The organism is Rhizobium aethiopicum (genome assembly GCF_014197535.1).
Lineage (GTDB): Bacteria > Pseudomonadota > Alphaproteobacteria > Rhizobiales > Rhizobiaceae > Rhizobium > Rhizobium aethiopicum_A.
Window position 1 is genome coordinate 149,006 of sequence record NZ_JACIFV010000011.1, and the last position, 19,890, is coordinate 168,895.

Sequence of the window (19,890 nt, forward strand, 5' to 3'; positions counted from 1 at the left end):
TGCTCTGTCGACGCCTGGACAGAGTATTAAGTGGAGGTTTAGGTATGAGCCCTCAGGTGCGGTGGAAAGTGTGCTGGGAAAACGAGTTGGAGCTCTCTGACCACACGGAGCTCGCAGATTTCTTTCGGAAGACCTATGGGCCAACTGGAGCTTACAACGCCCTTCCATTCGAAGGTGCTCGTAGTTGGTCAGGAGCTAGGCCCGAGCTTCGCGTAATAGGCTATGATGCGCACGGTGTGGCCGCTCACATGGGGTTGTTGCGTCGTTTCGTTCGGGTTGGCGAGGTCGATCTACTCGTATGCGAGCTTGGATTGTGGGGCGTGCGTCCAGATCTTGAGGGGTACGGCATTAATTCGATGCGCATTGTTTACCCAGTGCTGCAGCAACTTGGCGTTCGGTTTGCGTTCGGCGGTGTTCGGCAGGCGTTGCGCAACCTTGTTCTCAGGCTCTGCCGAAATGGTCTTGCGACGGTTTTGGAAGGGGTACGCGTGCGATCCACCCTTGCCGATGTTTATCTCAACCTCCCGCCGACGCGCTGTGAAAACGTAATTTTGGTAGTATTCCCAATAGGATGCTCAATGAGTGATTGGCCATCGGGGACCTTGATCGAGCGGAATGGCCCTGAGCTATGAAAGAGCATGGTCCCATAGCTGAAGTTATCCGAAGAGACGGTGGCGGCCCAGTGATCGGTGCGTCTATTTAACCCTCGATGACGGACCGACCCACACGATGACACATCCCGCACCTTTCGATCTGCGAACGCTTAGACGTCAAGCGTGAGATATTCGAGACAAGCAGGACCATCAGGAACATATGCCCCGAAGCCTCGGTACCGCAATCCGGGCACCTGGTGGAAGTATGAACATCATCGGCTAATGCCGTATTTTTGCGCGCTCGCGGGTTCACGATCCGCGCTCCTCGTTCGACCCGCTAACTGACGCCACTGCCGCAGAGCACGGCATCGGAGCCTGCGCACAAGCGCACTGCCGACCATACTGCGATGGCCGACAACCCAGATCTTCTTGTTGGACAAGTCGTACACTCAGAGCTCTTCCCGGCTGTTCAGGGCCTTCCAGTGCTTGACATCCTCGCGCACCATCTCGGCGACGAGCTCCTGAACCGGGGCCTTGTGTTGCCAGCCCAGCTTCTGGCGGGCCTTGGTCGGATCACCGGCAGAAGATCAACTTCCGTCGGGCGGAGGTATCGAGGATCGACTTCAACAAGGCAGGCACCGGACGCGGAGTCGTAGCCAGTCGACGCCGGACGCCTTCCATTCCAAAGTAATGTTCACGTCGGCAAAAGCCCGCTCGAGAAATTGGCCGACACTCGTCGTCTCGCCGGTCGCCAAGACGTGGCCATCCGGTTTGTCCTGCTGCAGCATGCGCGACATGCCCTCGACATACTCACGTGCGTGGCCCCAGTCGTAGCTCCTGGCGCTGTTTTTGGCCAGCTGTCGGGCGCGGCGGGCCTGCGCGATCGAAGTTGGCTTGTTCAGCCACAAGGCGAAGCTCTATCACCTGGGCGCTCGCAGCGTCTCCCGTGCGATACGCCATTTCTCTCTTGGCTACAGGGATGTGCGATTGTCTCCTGTTTTCAAAGCTCTTTGTCCTGCTGATGGTCGCGGTCGCGCTGGCGCGCGGTCGACCTAGACATGTCCTGCGATTGATGAATCGATTGTGAGGTGACGAGAGCGACCGAAGCTGATTCAACATCCACAGCGGAGAAGTGGATGATGGGACAGGCCCTGAGCGATGATCTCCTAATACGGGTTTTGAAAGCGTCTGCGGCGGGCATGTCGGCTCGACAGGCTGCGGCTCGTTTCGGAGTTGGGATTTCGACGGCGATCCGCTGGATTGAAGAGCGAAAGAGGGTGAGTTAACTGCTCTGCCACAGAGCTGGAGACGACCTTCGGCAGTGGATGCACACGAGGAATTCGTTGTCGCGTTGATCAACGAGCGTAGGGATGTGACGCTCGATGAGATGGTTGAGCGCTTGTCCGTCGAGCGGCAGGTGAAGATCAGCCGCAGCGCACTTGGCGCCTGGCTTCGAGGCCGTGGGTGGACCTTTAAAAAAAGACCGCACACGCACTGGAGCAGGACCGACCGGACGTCCTGAAGCGCCGGCGCGCCTGGTTCGATGGTCAATTGGACCTCGATCCGGAGAAACTGATCTTCATCGACGAAACCGGCCTCTCGACCAAGATGTCACGTCTGCGCGGACGTGCATTGCGAGGTGAGCGTTTGCCGTGCCGGCGTGCCGCACGGCCATTGGAAAACAACGACTTTCACCGGTGCGTTGCGCCTCAGCGGAATGACCGCCCCATTCGTCTACGATGGCGCGATGAACGGCAACGTCTTCCTTGCGTATGTCGAACAGGTGCTGGTGCCGCCCCTGGAGATCGGCGACGTCGTCATTATGGATAACCTGCCTGCACACAAGATAGCCGGTGTCCGCGATGCCATCGAACGTGCCGGCGCCAAGCTCATGTTCCTGCCGCCCTATAGTCCGGACTTCAATCCAATCGAGAACGCATTCTCGAAGCTGAAAGCCATGTTGCGAGGCCGAGCCGAGCGAAAGATCGATGCTCTATGGGATGCGGTCGGGGCCTTGATACCGCGCTTCACTGCGGCAGAATGCGCAAACTACCTTAAGGCCGCTGGATATGACCCAGATTGAGCAGGATTTGCTCTAGCGGTGCAAGTGATGCCATCACGACACCGTCTGTCGGCTTTGTCTGATCGGCGACATTAGGTTTGTTTGGCAGTTTCCTGTGGTGGTTCGGAGTAACTTTCTGAAACCCAACAAAAGGATCTTTCCTTTGGCTCGATCGGCCCACATGGCACGGGTTTTGAAGATTGCCATGCGAGGCGGCGCGAGCTGCCTGCCTTTTACTCAGCGATGGATGGAACGAAAGAAGGAAGGCGATATGTCAGATTTGCGTCAAATCGCATTTTACGGCAAAGGGGGGATCGGCAAGTCCACCACCTCCCAAAATACGCTCGCAGCGCTTGTCGACCTCGGGCAGAAGATCCTGATCGTCGGATGCGACCCGAAAGCCGACTCCACCCGGCTGATCCTGAACGCCAAAGCACAGGACACGGTTCTGCATCTGGCAGCGCAGGAAGGTTCGGTGGAAGACCTTGAGCTCGAGGACGTGCTCAAGGCCGGCTACAAAGGCATCAAGTGCGTGGAGTCCGGCGGTCCGGAACCGGGCGTCGGCTGCGCCGGGCGCGGCGTCATCACCTCGATCAATTTCCTTGAAGAGAACGGTGCATATGACGATGTCGACTACGTCTCCTATGACGTGCTCGGCGATGTGGTGTGCGGTGGCTTTGCGATGCCGATCCGTGAGAACAAGGCCCAGGAGATCTACATCGTGATGTCCGGCGAGATGATGGCGCTCTATGCCGCCAACAACATCGCCAAGGGCATCCTGAAATATGCCCATTCCGGCGGCGTGCGGCTCGGCGGCCTGATCTGTAACGAGCGCCAGACGGACCGCGAGCTCGACCTCTCCGAGGCGCTGGCTGCCAGGCTCAATTCCAAGCTCATCCACTTTGTGCCGCGTGACAACATCGTCCAGCACGCCGAGCTCAGGAAGATGACGGTGATCCAGTACGCGCCGGACTCCAAGCAGGCCGGGGAATATCGGGCGCTAGCCGAGAAGATCCATGCCAATTCGGGCCAAGGGACCATTCCGACCCCGATTACCATGGAAGAGCTCGAAGACATGCTGCTCGACTTCGGCATCATGAAGAGCGACGAGCAGATGCTGGCCGAACTACAGGCCAAGGAGTCAGCGGTGGTTGCGGCTCAATAACTGCCGCTGTCGACAGGACACGCTGGCCCTTGCGCCAGCGCGTCCTTCCAAGAAAGCCGCTTCGGCGACGACGACCTAACCCGAACCTTGAAAGGGGGCAGGGGCCCATGAGCCTTGATTACGAGAATGACAGCGTTTTGCATGAACAGCTCATTGCGGAAGTATTAGCGCAATATCCAGACAAGGCGGCGAAGCGCCGCAAGAAGCACCTCAGCGTCGCAACGAGCGGCGACGAGCCTGGCGATGAGCCGAAGGCCCTTTCCGAATGCGACGTCAAATCGAACATCAAGTCCATTCCGGGCGTGATGACGATCCGCGGCTGCGCCTATGCCGGTTCCAAAGGCGTGGTATGGGGGCCGGTCAAGGACATGGTCCACATCTCGCACGGGCCGGTCGGTTGCGGTCATTATTCCTGGTCGCAACGCCGCAACTACTACGTCGGCCTGACGGGCATCGACACGTTCGTGACGCTGCAGTTCACCTCAGACTTCCAGGAAAAGGACATCGTGTTCGGCGGCGACAAGAAGCTTGAACAGGTCATCGACGAGATCGAGGAGCTTTTCCCCCTCAACAACGGCATCAGCGTGCAGTCGGAATGCCCGATCGGGCTGATTGGCGACGACATTGAGGCGGTGTCGCGCAAGAAGGCCAAGGAGCACGAAAAGACGATCGTGCCGGTACGCTGCGAGGGCTTCCGCGGCGTCTCGCAATCGCTCGGCCACCACATCGCCAACGACGCCATCCGTGACTGGGTTTTCGACAAGAACGAAGTCGAGTTTGAGACCGGCCCTTACGATGTCAACGTCGTCGGCGACTACAATATCGGTGGCGACGCGTGGGCTACGCGCATTCTATTGGAGGAGGTGGGGCTGCGCGTGGTCGGCAACTGGTCGGGTGATGCCACGCTCGCTGAGGTCGAGCGCGCGCCAAAGGCCAAGCTGAACCTCATCCACTGCTACCGCTCGATGAACTACATCTGTCGGCACATGGAGGAAAAATACGGCATCCCGTGGATGGAATACAATTTCTTTGGTCCGTCCCAGATCGAAACCTCCCTGCGCGAAATAGCCAAGCACTTCGGTCCGGAAATCGTCGACAAGACCGAGGCTGTCATCACCAAGTACCGGCCCCTGGTCGATGCTGTCGTCGACAAGTACCGGCCGCGCCTCGAAGGCAAGACGGTGATGCTCTATGTCGGCGGCCTGCGTCCTCGCCACGTCATCACGGCCTATGAGGACCTCGGCATGCGGATCGTCGGCACCGGCTACGAGTTCGCCCACAACGACGACTATCAGCGCACCGGCCATTATGTGAACAAGGGTACGCTGATCTATGACGACGTGACCGGTTACGAGCTGGAAAAGTTCATCGAAGGCATCCGCCCCGACCTTGTTGGGTCCGGCATTAAAGAGAAGTATCCGGTGCAGAAGATGGGCATCCCCTTCCGCCAGATGCACTCCTGGGATTATTCCGGCCCGTATCACGGCTATGACGGCTTCGCCATATTCGCCCGCGACATGGATCTGGCCATCAATAATCCGGTGTGGGATCTCTACGACGTCCCCTGGAAAAAAGAGGCCGCGCCAGCTGAGGCGGTTGCGGCCGAATGAGAGCCTGGCCTGTCTTGGGAAGGGGCAGGCCAGGCTCTTCCCATCGGACTTGATCCGCACTCGTGACAGATGACATCCCATTGCCGCCACCGGTGCGGCGCGATGAAAAGAAAGGTGCTTACTATGCCGCAGTCGGCGGAAAAAGTTCTCGACCATGCTCCCCTGTTCCGCGAGCCGGAATACAGGCAGATGCTCGCCGAGAAGAAAGCCAATTTCGAATGCCCCCACCCGGATCAGGTCGTTGCCGATCAAAACGACTTCACGAAGACCTGGGAGTATCGCGAAAAGAACCTGGGCCGCGAAGCCCTGGTCGTGAACCCGGCCAAAGCCTGCCAGCCGCTCGGTGCCGTCTTCGCAGCCGCAGGCTTTGAGCAAACGATGTCCTTCGTCCATGGCAGCCAGGGCTGCGTCGCTTATTACCGTTCGCATCTGTCGCGTCACTTCAAGGAGCCTTCATCGGCGGTCTCGTCCTCGATGACGGAGGACGCGGCAGTGTTCGGCGGGTTGAAGAACATGGTCGACGGGCTCGCCAATACATACAAGCTCTACGATCCGAAGATGATCGCCGTCTCGACCACCTGCATGGCCGAAGTCATTGGAGACGACCTCCACGGCTTCATCGAAAACGCAAAGAACGAAGGGTCGGTCCCGCACGACTTCGATGTTCCTTTCGCCCACACGCCTGCCTTCGTCGGCAGCCACGTCGATGGCTATGACGGCATGATCAAGGGCATTCTGGAGAACTTCTGGAAAGGCAACGAGCGGAAGGAGGTTGCTCAAGCCATCAACATCATTCCCGGCTTCGACGGCTTCTGCGTCGGCAACAACCGCGAACTGAAGCGCCTGCTCGACATGATGGGCGTATCCTACATCTTCATCCAGGATGCCTCCGACCAGTTCGACACGCCGTCTGACGGTACGTACCGCATGTATGACGGCGGCACGAAGATCGAGGACTTGAAAACGGCGTTGAATGCCGAAGCGACCCTGTCGCTGCAGCACTATAACACGCGCAAAACGCTGGAATATTGCAAGGAGGTCGGTCAGGTTACGGCTTCGTTCCATTATCCGCTGGGTGTTCAGGCGACCGACGAATTCCTGATGAAGGTCTCGGAGATTACCGGCAAGGAAATTCCTCCGACAATCGGCCTGGAACGCGGCCGTCTCGTCGACGCTATGGCAGATAGCCAAGCCTGGCTGCACGGGAAGAAATACGCGATCTACGGCGATCCTGACTTCGTCTACGCCGTTGCCCGGTTCGTCTTGGAAACCGGCGGTGAGCCGACCCACTGCCTTGCTACCAACGGCACGTCGGCCTGGGAAGCCGAGATGAAGGCGTTGCTCGCATCCTCGCCCTTCGGCAAGGATGCCCAGGTCTGGGCGGGCAAGGACCTGTGGGCGTTGCGCTCGCTGCTCTTTACCGAGCCGGTTGATCTTATGATCGGCAATTCCTATGGCAAGTATCTCGAGCGCGACACCGGCACCCCATTGATCCGGCTGACCTTTCCGATATTCGACCGGCACCATCACCACCGTTTCCCGCTCATGGGCTACCAGGGCGGCCTGCGCGTCCTGACGACGATCCTCGACAAGATCTTCGACAAGCTCGATCGCGAGACGAGCGAGCCGGGTGTGACGGACTATTCTTACGACCTGACCCGCTAGGAGCGGCGGCGGTCGGCCTTGTGAGGCCGGCCGCCTTCATCTGAACTTGGAGACCGCAATGCCCTTGCTCAATGCTAAAGTCCAGGATGTCTTTGACGAGCCTGCCTGCGAGAAGAACCGCAGCAAGGATTCCAAGGCGCGCAAAAACGGCTGTTCGAAGCCGCTGATCCCCGGGGCGGCAGCCGGCGGATGCGCTTTCGATGGCGCCAAGATCGTGCTGCAGCCGATCACCGACGTCGCGCACCTGATCCATGGGCCTCTCGGCTGTGAGGGCAATTCCTGGGACAACCGCGGATCGGCTTCCTCAGGTCCAACGCTCTGGCGCACGAGCTTCACGACCGACCTCACTGAAACCGAAGTGGTGATGGGGCACGGCGAGCGGAAACTTTTTAAAGCAATCCGCGAGATCAAGGAGGCCTATGCTCCACCGGCGATTTTCGTCTATTCGACCTGTGTGACAGCATTGATCGGCGACGACATCGAGGCCGTCTGCAAGCGGGCCGCGGAAAAATTCGGCCTTCCGGTGGTGCCGGTCAACGCACCGGGCTTTGCCGGCTCCAAGAACCTTGGCAATAAGCTCGCCGGTGAAGCGTTGCTCGATCATGTGATCGGCAGCGTAGAGCCGAACGACGTGACCGCCTACGACATCAATATCATTGGTGAGTTCAACCTATCCGGCGAGTTTTGGCTGGTAAAGCCGCTTCTTGACCGGCTGGGGATCAGAGTAAGGGCCTGCATTCCAGGAGACGCCCGATATCTTGACATTGCTTCTGCGCATCGCGCCAAGGCGTCCATGTTGGTGTGCTCGACAGCACTCATCAACCTCGCCCGCAAAATGGAGGAGCTCTGGGATATCCCGTTCTTCGAAGGCTCCTTTTACGGAATTACCGACACCTCGGAAGCACTCAGACAGATCGCCAAGCTGCTCGTGATGCAGGGGGCGGATCCCGAAATCCTCGAGCGCACCGAGGCATTGATCGCGGAGGAGGAGGCGATTGCCTGGATGAAACTCGCAGCATATCGACCAAGGCTTGAAGGCAAGCGCGTGTTGCTCAACACCGGCGGCGTCAAGTCCTGGTCGGTTGTCCATGCGCTGATGGAGGTGGGCATCGAGATCGTGGGCACCTCGGTCAAGAAATCCACGCCTGAAGACAAGGAACGTATCAAGCAACTCCTGAAAGACGAAAAACACCTGTTCGAGTCGATGGCGCCGCGCGAGCTTTATAACATGCTCGCCGACGGTAAAGCCGACATCATGTTGTCTGGCGGGCGCACGCAATTCATCGCGCTGAAGGCCAAGACACCTTGGCTCGATATCAACCAGGAACGCCACCACCCCTATGCCGGCTATGACGGCATGGTGGAGCTCGTTCGCCAGATCGATCTTGCTATTCACAATCCGATCTGGATGGAGGTGCGGGAGCCGGCACCGTGGGAATGCCAGCATGCGGTGGAAGAAGAACTGACGAATACCAAGAGCGAGAACGAGACTGGGTACGTCTTGCAAAACTTTGTCGGCGCGGTCGCCGGCAGCTTCGGCAAGCGTTGAGGAAAGCCGATGGTTCAAGTCTTTCCCCAGACCAAATCAGCTGCGGTCAATCCGCTGAAATCGTCGCAGCCGCTCGGCGCCGCGCTCGCCTTTCTTGGCGTCGAGCGTGCCGTGCCGCTGTTCCACGGCAGCCAGGGCTGCACCAGCTTGGCGCTGGTACTTTTAGTCCGACACTTTAAGGAAGCCATTCCCTTGCAGACAACGGCATTGGACGCAGTGGCGACCATTCTTGGCGGCGCAGGCAATCTGGAAGAGGCGATCCTAAATCTCAAGAGGCGCGCAAAACCCAAGCTGATCGGAATTTGCACGACAGCCCTGGTGGAAACCCGCGGCGAAGATTTCGCAGGCGATCTCGCCAACATCAAGCGGGATCGTGCCGATGAGCTCGCGGGTACGGAGGTTGTGCTGGCGAATACCCCGGATTTCGAGGGAGCGATCGAAGAGGGATGGGCGAAGGCCGTCATCTCTATGGTCGAGCGCATCACCACTCCAGGCGAGCAGAGCCGCCACCAAAAGAAGATTGCGATCCTACCAGGATGGCATCTGACAGTCGCTGACATCGAGCTTCTGCGCGAAACGGTCGAAAGCTTCGGTCTGAAGCCGGTGATCCTGCCGGACATTTCCGGCTCTCTCGACGGCACGGTGCCCGGCGATCGTTGGGTTCCGACCACCTATGGCGGTACTCCCGTCGACGAGATACAAGAGCTTGGCACGGCGGCGCAATGTATCGCGATCGGCGAGCATATGCGCCGCCCCGCAGAGCTACTGCGGACCCGGACGGGAGTCCCTTACGCATTGTTCCAGTCGCTGACAGGATTGAAACGAGCCGACCGGTTCGTCTCGTTTCTTTCTGAGATTTCTGGTGCGCCGGTGCCAGCAAACATCCGCCGTCGCCGAGCACAGCTGCAGGACGCCCTGCTCGACGGACATTTCCATTTCGGAGGCAAGAAAATCGCAATTGCTGTGGAGCCGGACCAGCTCTACCAATTCGCTACCTTCTTCACCGGCATGGGCGCCGAAATCGCGGCAGCGGTCACCACGACCGGCACCTCAAAAATACTCGCGGAAATGCCGGCCGAATCGCTCCAGGTCGGTGATCTTGGCGATCTCGAAGAACTTGCCGTCGGCGCTGATCTTCTCGTCACGCATTCGCATGGACGACAAGCGGCGGAGCGCCTTGGGATTCCGCTCATGCGGGTGGGCTTCCCGATATACGACCGACTCGGCAGCCAGCATAAGCTCACAAGTCTCTATCAGGGAACGCGCGACCTGATCTTCGATGTTTCCAACATCTTCCAGGCCAATCAGCGCGCGCCGTGTCCTGGATCGCTTGATCCCTCCCGCAAAGGAGAACTGCCTAGATGATCGCCGCTCGTCGCCTTTCCCTCGTCCCTGACGGGGTTCACTCGTCAGCTCCAAAACGGAAGGCTGGCGCGTTGCGCGTCGCAATCGCCACTCAAGATATGAAATCTCTCGACGCCCATTTCGGATCGGCAAAACGTTTCGTCGTCTATGATGTGAGTCCCGACGACTGGAAACTGGTGGAAGTCCTGGACTTCGAAGACGTTTCCGACCAGAGCGGAAAGCATCGGAACGAGGACGTCGATCGTATTAACCCGAAGGTGAAGGCGTTGGAAGGTTGTCACTTATTGTTCTGTCTGGCGATCGGTGGGCCATCGGCAGCCCGAGTTGTTTCGGCCAAAATCCACCCAATTAAAGTATCCGATCCTCAACTGATCGAAGATGTTTTGTCGCGAACTCGGGCGATGCTCAGGACTACTCCGCCACCCTGGTTACGCAAGGCGCTGACCGAAGCAGGCGCCATTGAAAAGAAGCCTTTCGATGAGGAGGACTAAGAAATGGGTACATTGACAGGAAGTACGAATGGCCCTGCTGTCAACGAAGATGGGGATCTCGCCACCCCTTTTCTCAGATGCCTGATAAGGCTCATCCGCGCTCAGGATGCCCATGGGGCGTGGGAAGGCAAATCGGACGCTGACCTGCTGGCCGACTTCATCCTCACCAAGGAGCAGCGCCGTAAGATCCCGATCATAGGCGATCCGGATCCTGATGTGCTGTGGAGGCTACAGAACTTTTACAGTTGCGTGGGGCTTGTGATCGAAGAGTGCACAGGCCTGTTGGCATCGCCGATCATGACGATCGGCCATGAGGGCTTCGGCCGCTTGCTTTTGACGACTGGACGGTTGGTCGTTCTGTCGAAGACCCTGCGCGATGTCCACCGGTTCGGCTTTGAGACGCTAGGCAAGCTCGCCGAGACCGGCACGAAAATGGTCGATGACGCTATTGAAGTTATCGAAACCTATCCCGACGTGGCGCGGGCATCATGACATCAATTTTCGAGGAAAGAGATCATGTCAGACATTGTGGAGCAGCTGAAGAAGGTCCGCAAGCTGCAGTCCCGCGCCGCCGCTGCCAAAATCTCAGCATTTGCAATGGCCAGAACGAGAGTTCGATGGTGAGCTCACTGGCATGATCATGGCTCTCAACCACGCGGCGGTTGCCGCCTGAAGAACTGCCAGACTCTCGTTGCCGCAGACGACATTGCTGCGCAATCTCGCGAACAAATCAGGAGAACGGTGTTGCGTTTCACAATCTTTTGCGGCCTCCTGCTGCTCGTCGTCTGGGCGAAGGCACTAACGAGTTACTTCGTCTGGCATTCCATCCACGAAGTCATCGTTGCAATGGTGGCTAGTTTGTTGCTTCTTCAGTGGGCGTATATCGCAAGCCTGCTCTTTTCCATCTGGCAATCCAGCCGTAATTACAGGAGTCGCCAAAGGGCTAGACGATCCGATCATCGCTAGACTAGAACGTGGTGTCAGCCACAGCCTATCATGAGGGCGAAAACCTCGGCGTTCTTTGGAACGCCTCTCATCAAATCAGATCCAACCATGAGTCAACGGAATTCGAACCTGCCGGATGACGTGGATGCGTCGAGAGCCCTATCGCCGCGCAAGCTCTGCAACCTCGGGCGTGCCATGATGACGTGTAACAGGTGGCCTGCTCATGCCCTATCTGTGGTGGCTCCGACTTCATTCGCGGCGGCGAGACCGTCAGCGAAGTGCTGGACTATGTTCATGCGTCCTTCCGTGTCGTGCATCATGTCCAGCCCCGCTTTACCTGCAAAGCAAAATTGGCCCTTGTTTAGATAGTCGAGGCCGCACTGCCAGAACACAGCGAGGCGATTTTGTCTTGTGGCCAGGTATGTGAAAGACGCTCATGCGAGCCCACTGGACAGGAGAGGTCAGCATTTGAATTTAAAAAGGTACCTTGATCCAAAAGTGGATGTGCTCGCTTCAGTAGCTGAATTGGATGGTCTGTACCGCGTCCAGAGGACCATAAAGAAACGTAAGTTATAAGGCTGAGCCTATGAATTTCATGAGAACGGAGCAGGGGCTTCTCTGCGTTTCAATTGCCGTTACCATCCTCCTTGCCTGCATCGGCATTTTGTTCGGGATCATTTCAGGTTCGTTCGCAATCATATTCGATGGTGTCTACGCACTGACGGACGCTGCTATGACTGTCGTAGCTCTGCTTGTTACAAAGCTCATCGCGTCATCCGAAGCGCCCTCCAGCAAAGGAAAACTTATCGAGCATTTCACGATGGGGTTCTGGCATCTTGAGCCCATAGTCTTGGCTCTCAACGGCATTCTCATAACCGGGTCGGCTGTTTACGCACTTGTCAACGCAATCGGCAGCATTTTGCATGGGGGACGTCCGCTCAACTTTAGTCAAGCGATCGTCTACTCCGTCGTAACACTCGGTGTGACAGCCACCATGGGGGTTATTGGTGATCGAGCTAATCGTAAGATCAAATCTGATTTCGTTGCCCTGGATACGAAAGCTTGGCTGATGTCCGCCGGGCTAACGATCGGGTTACTCGTCGCGTTTGCCATCGGATATTTCATTCAGGGGTCTTCTTACGAATGGATCTCGCCGTTTATTGACCCGGTCGCGCTGGCATTAATCTGCATTGTGATCATTCCCATTCCGGCGGGCACGGTTCGGCGAGCGCTCGCCGACATACTGCTTGTTACGCCATTAGATCTCAAACAACAAGTTGACGCGGTCGCCAAAACAATCATCGAACGACATGGATTCATATCCCACCGGGCTTATGTGGCCCGGGTCGGCCGAGGCCGGCAAATCGAGCTACATTTCGTTGTCTCAGAGGACCTCCCGGCGAGGAAATTGCAGGAATGGGATAAGATCCGTGACGAAATCGGGCTCGCGATTGGTAACGAGGGTCCGAGTCGTCGGCTCACCATCGCCTTTACAACCGATCCTGAGTGGGCGGATTAGGATTTTGAACCGAATTTGGAGCCCTGTATCGCAGGCATTCCATAACGGGCGTGATCCTCGAACCGGATGCATAGCTCGGCGTTTTTTCCAGCCACCATGCGTCAATTTGTAAGCGACAAGCCGTGGCCGTTCAGGCGGCGTAGTTCCATGGCATGAGCGCGTCGATTTCACTGCTGGGCCATCCATTCGCAAGGCGCTCAAGCGTCTGGGTCAACCAAGCTTGCGGATCGACTGCATTCATCTTTGCCGTTTGCAGGAGCGTCGCGATGGTCGCCCAAGTCCGGCCGCCACCGTCGCTTCCAGCGAATAGACTATTTTTTCTCGTGATCGCTTGGGGTCTGATTGCTCGCTCGACTATGTTGGAGTCGAGTTCGATGCGGCCGTCGGTCAGGAAGCGCTCGAAGATGTCTCGACGCGAGATGGCATACCGCAGAGCTTCGGCGAGTTTGGATTTTCCAGAGACCCGTGGCAGGGTCGCCTGCCAGAGAGTGAAGAGGTCACGGACGATCGCTGCGGAGATCTCCTGGCGTGCAGCGACACGAGCTTCAGGGCTTTGGCCGCGCACACGCTCCTCGATCTCCCATAACCTCGCCATACGCTCGACGGTGTCTGTAGCGACCTTCGAGCTCTTTGCGACATGCAACTCGTAGAACTTTCTCCGGCTGTGCGACCAACAGCCGGCCAGGATGGCGCTGTCATTGCCTCCATCTTTCCGGACGAGCTTGTTATAAGCGGCATATCCGTCGACCTGCAGGATTCCACGATAGCCGCTCAGGTGTCGTGCGACACACTCGGTGGCTCGACTGTCCTCGAAGCGATAGGCTACCATCGGTGGACCGCTGCCCCCAAAAGTCCGGTCATCCCTGGCATACGCCCATAGCCATGCCGTCTTCGCTGATCCGGAACCAGGTGCAAGTGTGGGCAAGGTCGTTTCGTCGGCAAAGATCCGTTCGGCCTTCTTGATCTCATCGAGGATGTAGTCGGCGAGGATATTGAGCTCGAACCCCAGCTTGCCCATCCATTGAGCCATCAGCTTGCGGTCGAGTTCGACCTTGTCGCGTGCGTAGATGGCTTCCTGGCGATAGAGTGGCAGCCCGTCGGCATATTTGGAAACGGCGATCTGGGCCAGAAGTTGCTTCCGTCGGAATGCCACCTTCGATGATATGTGCCGGAGCCGCCGCCTGGACGACACCATCCTCGTTCCTAAAGGCATACTTCGGCCGGCGGGTGACGATGACACGGAACTTCGCTGCCACGACATCCAGCCGCTCGGAGACGTCTTCTCCAATCAGGATTTTGGTCTTACCTGCATGTTCTGGAAGCTCTTCCGGTTCGATCACGACCTCGACGCGCTCAAGATGAGGCGCAAAGCCCTTGCGTGGCCGCGGAGCGCGTTTGCTGTCCGCGCTACCGCGGCCTTTCGTGACCTGAGCCTTGATCGTCGCAATGCCGGTCTCGATCTCTTCGAAGACAAAGGCATGCTGCTCGTCATCGACGGTGGATGATGCAAGCCTTTCCGAGCGTCGGCCAAATCGGGCGCGATCGAAAGCCTTCAGGATCTGCGTCAGCCGCTCGATGCGCTCATCGGCGTCCGCGTTGCGGGCCTCTAGATCGTCAACCTGCTTCTCCAAAGCCTCGACGCGGGCTGCTTTTGCGGCCATGGCAAGAACCATGGCTTTGAGAGCCTCTACATCATCCGGGAGCTCAATCTCGGGCCGCGTCATGGGTATGATCAGAGCATATTTTGCCGCGCTCCGCCCATGCTTTCAGGGACCTGATTCACTTCGCCGCAGCGGTTTTACCCAACAATCTCGGGAGGCTTCACCGGCGTGGATCGAACCCGCTTCCAGTCCATTCCGTCGACTAAAGCCAGAAGCTGGGCATGATTGAGCTGGACGCGATGATGGCCGATCCGGGGCCAGCAGAACTGGGCTTTTTCCAGCCGCTTCGCATAGAGGCAAACGCCGGAGCCATCCCACCACACGATCTTGACTCGGTCTGCTCTCTTGGCCCGAAAGACATAAAGTGCACCGTTGAACGGATCACTGCCAGCATCCCGTACCAGCGAAAGCAAGCTGTCCGGCCCCTTTCGGAAGTCGATGGGATGGCTCGCAAGAAAGACCTTCACGCCGGACCGGATCATGCCGACCGCACCGCTCGGATCACCCGCTGCAGGTGTGCTTCGCCGATATCTGCGTCGGCCCGGATAACGACGTCGCCGATGATAAGCTCGATCATCGCACGTGTGCCAATCGTCCCAGTCTCCGTCTGACCAGCCCGATCTTGCGAGGAGGATCGTTGTCCGTCACGAGCATCACGACGCCAGCCAAATAGCTGCGAGGGATGTATGCCGATGCGATGCGCAATGGCTGAGACGCTTGCGCCGGGCTCCATTGCCTCAGCCACAGCCCGCGCTTTAAAATCATCGGACCAGCGGCGCCGAAATTGCCGTGGGGCGCCCTCAAGCCGTTCCGGAACAGCCTCGATCATATGGAAGTTTCTAGTTCCAGAGCTAGGCGCAGACATAGAAGCTCACAGTTTGTGAATCGTCTGTCCGCAATACAGCGGCCAACGCTACTGACGCCAGATGGGGTCAGCTTGTCGCTTACGTCAATTTCACGGTTCGTACCAATCTTCGATCAATGCGGCCAGTTTCGATGCCGTAGTTTTCCGTTATGCCTCCAGGCGCGATACTCGATTCAGCGAATAGGGTTGGCTGAACCCAGATCGCGCCTTTGCGTTCAAGCTCCACAGGCGGTTTCGCCGTCTTGATCTTGTTGAGATCCTGCCGGAGGCCGATTGTCTCGCGTTCTTTGAAACGAGCGACGCCTATGTCCTTGTACTGGCTCAGGAGGGCGCGGCCCAGCTGCCCAGGTTCCGATAGATGTCATCGCGCAGCTGTCGGACCTGTCGATTGAGCTCACCAAGTTGCGCAGGCGTATGGTCGGAAATTTCCAGAAGAGCGTCGCCCAGGCAGCCAGCTCGCGACCTCAGCTCCGGCCCGCGTAACCCGCCGGGTGATGCTGCGGGCGGCAAGGGTCATCAGCGACTATGGTTCCGCGAACGCGACGAGGCGCCCGCGGATAGCCGTCGGCAACATGAAGTCGCCTCGTAGGTCAGACCTTGTGCAGAAAATCGACCACGCCGGTATCGAGATCATAATAGGCGGGCACGATCTTCACCTTGCCTTCCTCGACCAGGCGAGAAACAATCGCACTTTCGGTGAGGATGCGCTCGGCGCCGTTGAAGGCATTGGCATGGACGGTCTTGTCGACAAAATTGTCGCCGCGATCGGTCTCCGCCAAAGCCACGGGCAGGATCGGCTGGGTCATCTTGCCGATTGAGCCATCGAGCTTGGTGCCCTTGGACACGACCTCGCAGGCGGCGGAGACCGCCCCGCAACGCTTGTGGCCCATGACGACGATCAGCGGCGCATGCAGATGTTCGGTGCCATATTCGATCGTGCCGAGCACATCGGTGTCGACCACGTTTCCGGCATTGCGGGCGACGAAGAGTTCGCCGAGCGTCACGCCGCCGAATACAAGTTCCGGCACGACACGGCTGTCGGAACAGGTCAGCACGATCGCCCAAGGTGCCTGGCTCTTGGCGACGTCCTGCCGGCGCTTGGAAATATTGGCGGCGCAGGCTTCCGTGTCGGCGACGAATTTCTTGTTGCCTTCCTGGAGTTTTGCCAGTGCTTCATCCGGCAGGAGGGCGGGAGCGTTCGAGGCGAATGCCGGCATGGTCATGTCAAAGCCTGCAGTCATGACGGCCACGCCTCCGATGCCGGCAAATTTCAGCAGGGAGCGACGGCTGAGTGGGGAGGAATTGCATTCAAAGCACATGGTATCGGTCCTTTTGCAATATCCGGGATGGCTGCGGAGAAATGGCACCTGCTCCAAGTCATGTCCGGCAATTCTCCGGGAATCGGAGAATGGCCGATTGGTTATGCCTTGATATGGCACTCATCAAGCGGAATTTTGACGCATCGGAGGAGCTAAGCCAATCCTGGAGTATTGCCCCGGCCGTACGGTAGATCAACCCGGCCCTGACGGGTTCTGGCGAGGGATGCTCATGCGCGGCATATTGGGTTGCAAGGGACCCTTTGGGCGCTGCCTTCTGCTTCTTTAGTGGCTCCGCTGCCGCCGGCGGGATCGCATTCATTAACTCACTCGGGAACCTAGGAGCATTTGTGGGGCCGTTCGTTATAGGGTATCTCCGTAGTCAGCCCGGAGGTTTTTCCACAGGCCTATACGCTTTGGCAATCATGGGCCTAGCCGCGACAGTCATGTTGATTTTCCTCCTGCGCCTCCTGCGCCTCCTGCGCCAAACTCGATCGAAACAACCAGATGTTCTTGTGTTTGTTGTCACGTGAGCCGAGCCGGTTAGGTGCACAACGAGATGCGGCTCGGGTCCGCGAGGAACCAACAGCAAGAGCTCGCAAAATTCCTCAGCGTCACCGGCCGCCGTCTTCGCACCCAAGGCCGAACCCGGCAATGCCGCTCATGTCGGCGCACCGATGCCGGGCGCCATCTCGCGCGTCTTTGTGTCGCCCGGACAGGCGATCAATGCCGACGATGTGCTGGTGTCGACCGAAGCGATGAAGGTGGAAACGGCAATTCACGCCGAGGAGAACGGCACGATCGCCGAAGTTCTCGTCAAAGCCGGCGACCAGATCGATGCCAAGGACCTGCTTGTAACTATCGCGGCCGGTTCAGCGTAAAGTTCCATAACGTTGATTATGCTATTTGGTGTTGTAGCCGGGTGGGTTCAAGGATGAAGTGCGACTTGCGATAGATACCAATGGGTTATCACTCGCAAGGAATGGCTGATGAGACGCACCTACTCCCAGATCGACATGGATGAACGTCGCAGGATCGCTCGCTGGCGAGTAGCGGGCCTCAGCGCCACCGTCATTGCCGAGAAGCTCGGCCGGCATCGCTCGACGATTTTCCGCGAGCTCAAGCGGAATGCTTTTGAAGACCCGCAGATGCCGGATCTGAGCGGCTACTATTGCGTCACCGCCAACGAGATGGCCCGTGAGCGCAGAGCCAAGCTGCGCAAGCTCGCCCGGTTCTCCCATGTGCGCCAATCGGTGATCGAACGGATCATCCATGGCTGGTCGCCACAGCAGATCGCCGGCCGCATGCGGCTGGAGCGCCATCCAATCTGCGTCAGTTATGAGACGATCTACAAGTTCGCCTATTCCGCAGACGGTCAGGCCATCAAACTGTGGCGGCACCTGCCGGAGCGGCGTGCGAGACGCAGATCGCGGCATGCCCGCCGGCGTCACGGTCGCCGCTTCAGCCCGGAACTCAACATCCTTCATCGTCCCGATACTGTCGCCGAGCGCAAGCAGTTCGGCCACTGGGAGTGCGATCTCATTCAGTTTCGCAAGAAGTTCGGCAAGGCCAACGTGACCTCATTGGTCGAGCGGGTCAGCCGTTTTGCTGTCTTCCTGCGCAACAATGACCGGCAGTCGAAGCCGATCATGGACGGGTTGATCGCGGTGCTCCAACCCCTGCCCCACGCTGCTCGACGCTCAATCACCTTCGACCGCGGCACTGAGTTCAGCGAATGGCCCTATCTGCAGGCTGGCATCGGAACGCAGACTTGGTTCTGTGACCCGCAGTCGCCCTGGCAGAAAGGCACGGTCGAGAACACCAATGGCCGGGTTCGCAAATGGCTGTCGAGAGAGGTGGATCCGCTGTCGATCACCGATGGCGAGCTGAAGGACATCTGCGATCGCCTCAACTCGACACCGCGGAAGTGCCTCGGCTACCGAACCCCGGCGGAGGTCTTTCGCAAGAAACTACTCGCGCAAATGCGACGTGTCGGCTAGCGTCGCATGCGCAAGTCGCAGTTCGGCATGAACTCACACCGCAAAGTTGAAGTGTCCTGATTCTGCAAAGTTGGAATGTCACACTCTCCCCGTTTTGATGACGGCGGAGATTGCAGATGGGATTGATAGCGATGAGCGAGCGTGATCTGCAGCGGATCGAGGTTTTGTCGAAGGTTGCCGACGGCCGCATGACGATGGTGTCGGCGTCGCATGTGCTTGCTCTCAGCGAGCGCCAGGTGCGGCGGCTGTTGGCCGCTATGTCGAGACCTATGCCTATGCCGACGGCCGCCTCGATGTACGATGGAAGGGACATTCCCTGCCCTACAAAACCTTCGACAAGGACCAGCGGGTGACGCATGCGGCGATCACCGAGAACAAACGGCTCGGCGACGTTCTGTCTTATATCAAGGAGCGTCAGGAGCAGCCGTCGAAGCCGGTGGTGATGACCAACAGCGAGAAGAACGGCTATGTGCGACGTGCTCACGGTCCGGGACGGCGGAAGGATTTTACGAACGATCCGGCCGTCATCGAACGCCATAAAGCTGCGCTGGCAAAGCGCGATGCTGCCGAGTGAGGCGTCGATCGCATCGTCTTAAAGCTAAAGCCGATAGGTGCCCCTCACCCGCCCCCGCTCCGCCCTTTCAACCCGGCCCAGCCGGTCGGATCGGGGCTGATCATCAGAGCCAGCGTCGCGTTTCTAACTGGCTGACAATGTCGCCCCTCTAATCAGCTTTGACAGCAATTGTAACCGCAAAGTTAGAATGTAAGAACCACTGGCATCTATTGCTCGATCGATCTCCACCCTATTGCAGGAAAAGGTAAATGTCGCTCTGCATGCCTGATGGCCCCAGAGTGGCCGTGTAGGGCACACCATGGATACTGAAGTTGGTGGGTTTGTCCGCGCTCGGCAGCAAGTCAAACAAGTACATTGCAGGCAGAAGGTCATCTGGTACCGGTTGATTGCCGTGTTGCCAGCTCGGAGGGACAAATCCTCCCAAGTCGTCCACAGGCAGCGTGTACTGTGGGGTGCCGAAGATCGATGCCCCCAAGCTTTGCTCCCATGGTGCGTCTGGCGGATTGACGC

Annotated in this window: 15 protein-coding genes and 6 pseudogenes; 15 read left to right on the forward strand and 6 right to left on the reverse strand. The window is 58.2% G+C overall.

Annotation, left to right across the window (positions count from 1 at the left end):
* The first annotated feature begins 44 nt into the window (after positions 1 to 44).
* On the forward strand, positions 45 to 632 hold the full coding sequence (nodA, locus tag GGD53_RS16910; protein ID WP_004679687.1) for a nodulation N-acyltransferase NodA: 588 nt from the start codon (positions 45 to 47) through the stop codon (positions 630 to 632).
* A 410-nt stretch (positions 633 to 1,042) separates the two neighbouring features.
* Here the strand turns inward: nodA and GGD53_RS16915 are convergent.
* Positions 1,043 to 1,501, reverse strand: a pseudogene (locus GGD53_RS16915) (GDP-mannose 4,6-dehydratase).
* A 231-nt stretch (positions 1,502 to 1,732) separates the two neighbouring features.
* Here GGD53_RS16915 and GGD53_RS16920 point away from each other — a divergent pair.
* From GGD53_RS16920 to GGD53_RS16965, 10 genes and pseudogenes are all read left to right on the forward strand, one after another.
* A pseudogene (locus tag GGD53_RS16920) lies at positions 1,733 to 2,676 on the forward strand (IS630 family transposase).
* 250 nt (positions 2,677 to 2,926) lie between these two features.
* Entirely contained in the window at positions 2,927 to 3,820 is an 894-nt protein-coding gene (gene nifH / locus GGD53_RS16925) for a nitrogenase iron protein (protein WP_004675840.1), read from the forward strand.
* Between the two features lie 107 nt (positions 3,821 to 3,927).
* Entirely contained in the window at positions 3,928 to 5,430 is a 1,503-nt protein-coding gene (nifD, locus tag GGD53_RS16930; protein ID WP_010023084.1) for a nitrogenase molybdenum-iron protein alpha chain, read from the forward strand.
* Positions 5,431 to 5,553: 123 nt separating this feature from the next.
* On the forward strand, positions 5,554 to 7,095 hold the full coding sequence (nifK, locus tag GGD53_RS16935) for a nitrogenase molybdenum-iron protein subunit beta (RefSeq protein WP_018247184.1): 1,542 nt from the start codon (positions 5,554 to 5,556) through the stop codon (positions 7,093 to 7,095).
* A gap of 58 nt (positions 7,096 to 7,153) precedes the next feature.
* Positions 7,154 to 8,644 (forward strand): nitrogenase iron-molybdenum cofactor biosynthesis protein NifE, encoded by a 1,491-nt coding sequence (gene nifE / locus GGD53_RS16940; protein WP_012489544.1) that lies wholly within the window; start codon positions 7,154 to 7,156, stop codon positions 8,642 to 8,644.
* 9 nt (positions 8,645 to 8,653) lie between these two features.
* A complete protein-coding gene (gene nifN / locus GGD53_RS16945; protein ID WP_012489543.1) occupies positions 8,654 to 10,009 on the forward strand; it encodes a nitrogenase iron-molybdenum cofactor biosynthesis protein NifN in 1,356 nt (451 codons plus the stop codon).
* Complete coding sequence (gene nifX, locus GGD53_RS16950; protein ID WP_085861407.1) at positions 10,006 to 10,500, forward strand: nitrogen fixation protein NifX; 495 nt, start codon at positions 10,006 to 10,008, stop codon at positions 10,498 to 10,500. The genes nifN and nifX overlap by 4 nt, the downstream gene beginning before the upstream one ends.
* 3 nt (positions 10,501 to 10,503) lie before the next feature.
* Positions 10,504 to 10,992, forward strand: a complete 489-nt coding sequence (locus tag GGD53_RS16955) for a NifX-associated nitrogen fixation protein (protein ID WP_085861394.1) — start codon at positions 10,504 to 10,506, stop codon at positions 10,990 to 10,992.
* A gap of 731 nt (positions 10,993 to 11,723) precedes the next feature.
* On the forward strand, positions 11,724 to 11,810 hold the full coding sequence (locus GGD53_RS32410; RefSeq protein ID WP_237350514.1) for a hypothetical protein: 87 nt from the start codon (positions 11,724 to 11,726) through the stop codon (positions 11,808 to 11,810).
* A 221-nt stretch (positions 11,811 to 12,031) separates the two neighbouring features.
* On the forward strand, positions 12,032 to 12,964 hold the full coding sequence (locus GGD53_RS16965) for a cation diffusion facilitator family transporter (RefSeq protein ID WP_012489540.1): 933 nt from the start codon (positions 12,032 to 12,034) through the stop codon (positions 12,962 to 12,964).
* 130 nt (positions 12,965 to 13,094) lie between these two features.
* Here GGD53_RS16965 and GGD53_RS16970 read toward each other — a convergent pair.
* The 4 genes and pseudogenes from GGD53_RS16970 to GGD53_RS16985 form a co-directional block, all read right to left on the reverse strand.
* Positions 13,095 to 14,688 (reverse strand): annotated as a pseudogene (locus tag GGD53_RS16970) (IS66-like element ISRle3 family transposase).
* A 74-nt stretch (positions 14,689 to 14,762) separates the two neighbouring features.
* Positions 14,763 to 15,107 (reverse strand): IS66 family insertion sequence element accessory protein TnpB, encoded by a 345-nt coding sequence (gene tnpB / locus GGD53_RS16975; RefSeq protein WP_085861393.1) that lies wholly within the window; start codon positions 15,105 to 15,107, stop codon positions 14,763 to 14,765.
* Positions 15,104 to 15,454 carry a transposase gene (locus tag GGD53_RS16980; protein WP_082935752.1) on the reverse strand — a complete coding sequence of 117 codons (351 nt, stop codon included), beginning with the start codon at positions 15,452 to 15,454 and terminating at the stop codon, positions 15,104 to 15,106. The genes tnpB and GGD53_RS16980 overlap by 4 nt, the downstream gene beginning before the upstream one ends.
* Before the next feature lie 626 nt (positions 15,455 to 16,080).
* Positions 16,081 to 16,809, reverse strand: a complete 729-nt coding sequence (locus tag GGD53_RS16985) for a carbonic anhydrase (protein ID WP_051679592.1) — start codon at positions 16,807 to 16,809, stop codon at positions 16,081 to 16,083.
* A 629-nt stretch (positions 16,810 to 17,438) separates the two neighbouring features.
* Here GGD53_RS16985 and GGD53_RS16990 point away from each other — a divergent pair.
* The 4 genes and pseudogenes from GGD53_RS16990 to GGD53_RS17005 all read left to right on the forward strand — a co-directional run.
* A pseudogene (locus GGD53_RS16990) lies at positions 17,439 to 17,687 on the forward strand (biotin/lipoyl-containing protein); the annotation flags it as partial.
* A gap of 108 nt (positions 17,688 to 17,795) precedes the next feature.
* The gene (locus GGD53_RS16995; RefSeq protein ID WP_184457671.1) at positions 17,796 to 18,806 is read left to right on the forward strand and encodes an IS30 family transposase; all 1,011 of its coding nucleotides are present in this window, start codon (positions 17,796 to 17,798) and stop codon (positions 18,804 to 18,806) included.
* A gap of 116 nt (positions 18,807 to 18,922) precedes the next feature.
* Positions 18,923 to 19,159, forward strand: coding sequence for a hypothetical protein (locus GGD53_RS17000; protein ID WP_094299122.1), 237 nt, complete (start codon positions 18,923 to 18,925; stop codon positions 19,157 to 19,159).
* Positions 19,054 to 19,380, forward strand: a pseudogene (locus GGD53_RS17005) (ISNCY family transposase); the annotation flags it as partial. The gene GGD53_RS17000 and the pseudogene GGD53_RS17005, both read left to right, overlap by 106 nt.
* A gap of 229 nt (positions 19,381 to 19,609) precedes the next feature.
* Here the strand turns inward: GGD53_RS17005 and GGD53_RS31460 are convergent.
* Positions 19,610 to 19,890, reverse strand: a pseudogene (locus GGD53_RS31460) (hypothetical protein); the annotation flags it as partial.

Bases quoted from the DNA above. Each gene is read 5' to 3' on its own strand.
- GGD53_RS17000 (WP_094299122.1), top strand. From the start codon at position 18,923: ATGGGATTGATAGCGATGAGCGAGCGTGATCTGCAGCGGATCGAGGTT.
- GGD53_RS16965 (WP_012489540.1), top strand. From the start codon at position 12,032: ATGAATTTCATGAGAACGGAGCAGGGGCTTCTCTGCGTTTCAATTGCC.
- GGD53_RS16985 (WP_051679592.1), bottom strand. From the start codon at position 16,809: ATGTGCTTTGAATGCAATTCCTCCCCACTCAGCCGTCGCTCCCTGCTG.
- nifX (WP_085861407.1), top strand. From the start codon at position 10,006: ATGATCGCCGCTCGTCGCCTTTCCCTCGTCCCTGACGGGGTTCACTCG.
- nifD (WP_010023084.1), top strand. From the start codon at position 3,928: ATGAGCCTTGATTACGAGAATGACAGCGTTTTGCATGAACAGCTCATT.
- GGD53_RS16980 (WP_082935752.1), bottom strand. From the start codon at position 15,454: ATGATCGAGGCTGTTCCGGAACGGCTTGAGGGCGCCCCACGGCAATTT.
- nifE (WP_012489544.1), top strand. From the start codon at position 7,154: ATGCCCTTGCTCAATGCTAAAGTCCAGGATGTCTTTGACGAGCCTGCC.
- nifK (WP_018247184.1), top strand. From the start codon at position 5,554: ATGCCGCAGTCGGCGGAAAAAGTTCTCGACCATGCTCCCCTGTTCCGC.
- GGD53_RS16955 (WP_085861394.1), top strand. From the start codon at position 10,504: ATGGGTACATTGACAGGAAGTACGAATGGCCCTGCTGTCAACGAAGAT.
- nifN (WP_012489543.1), top strand. From the start codon at position 8,654: ATGGTTCAAGTCTTTCCCCAGACCAAATCAGCTGCGGTCAATCCGCTG.
- tnpB (WP_085861393.1), bottom strand. From the start codon at position 15,107: ATGATCCGGTCCGGCGTGAAGGTCTTTCTTGCGAGCCATCCCATCGAC.
- GGD53_RS16995 (WP_184457671.1), top strand. From the start codon at position 17,796: ATGAGACGCACCTACTCCCAGATCGACATGGATGAACGTCGCAGGATC.
- nifH (WP_004675840.1), top strand. From the start codon at position 2,927: ATGTCAGATTTGCGTCAAATCGCATTTTACGGCAAAGGGGGGATCGGC.
- nodA (WP_004679687.1), top strand. From the start codon at position 45: ATGAGCCCTCAGGTGCGGTGGAAAGTGTGCTGGGAAAACGAGTTGGAG.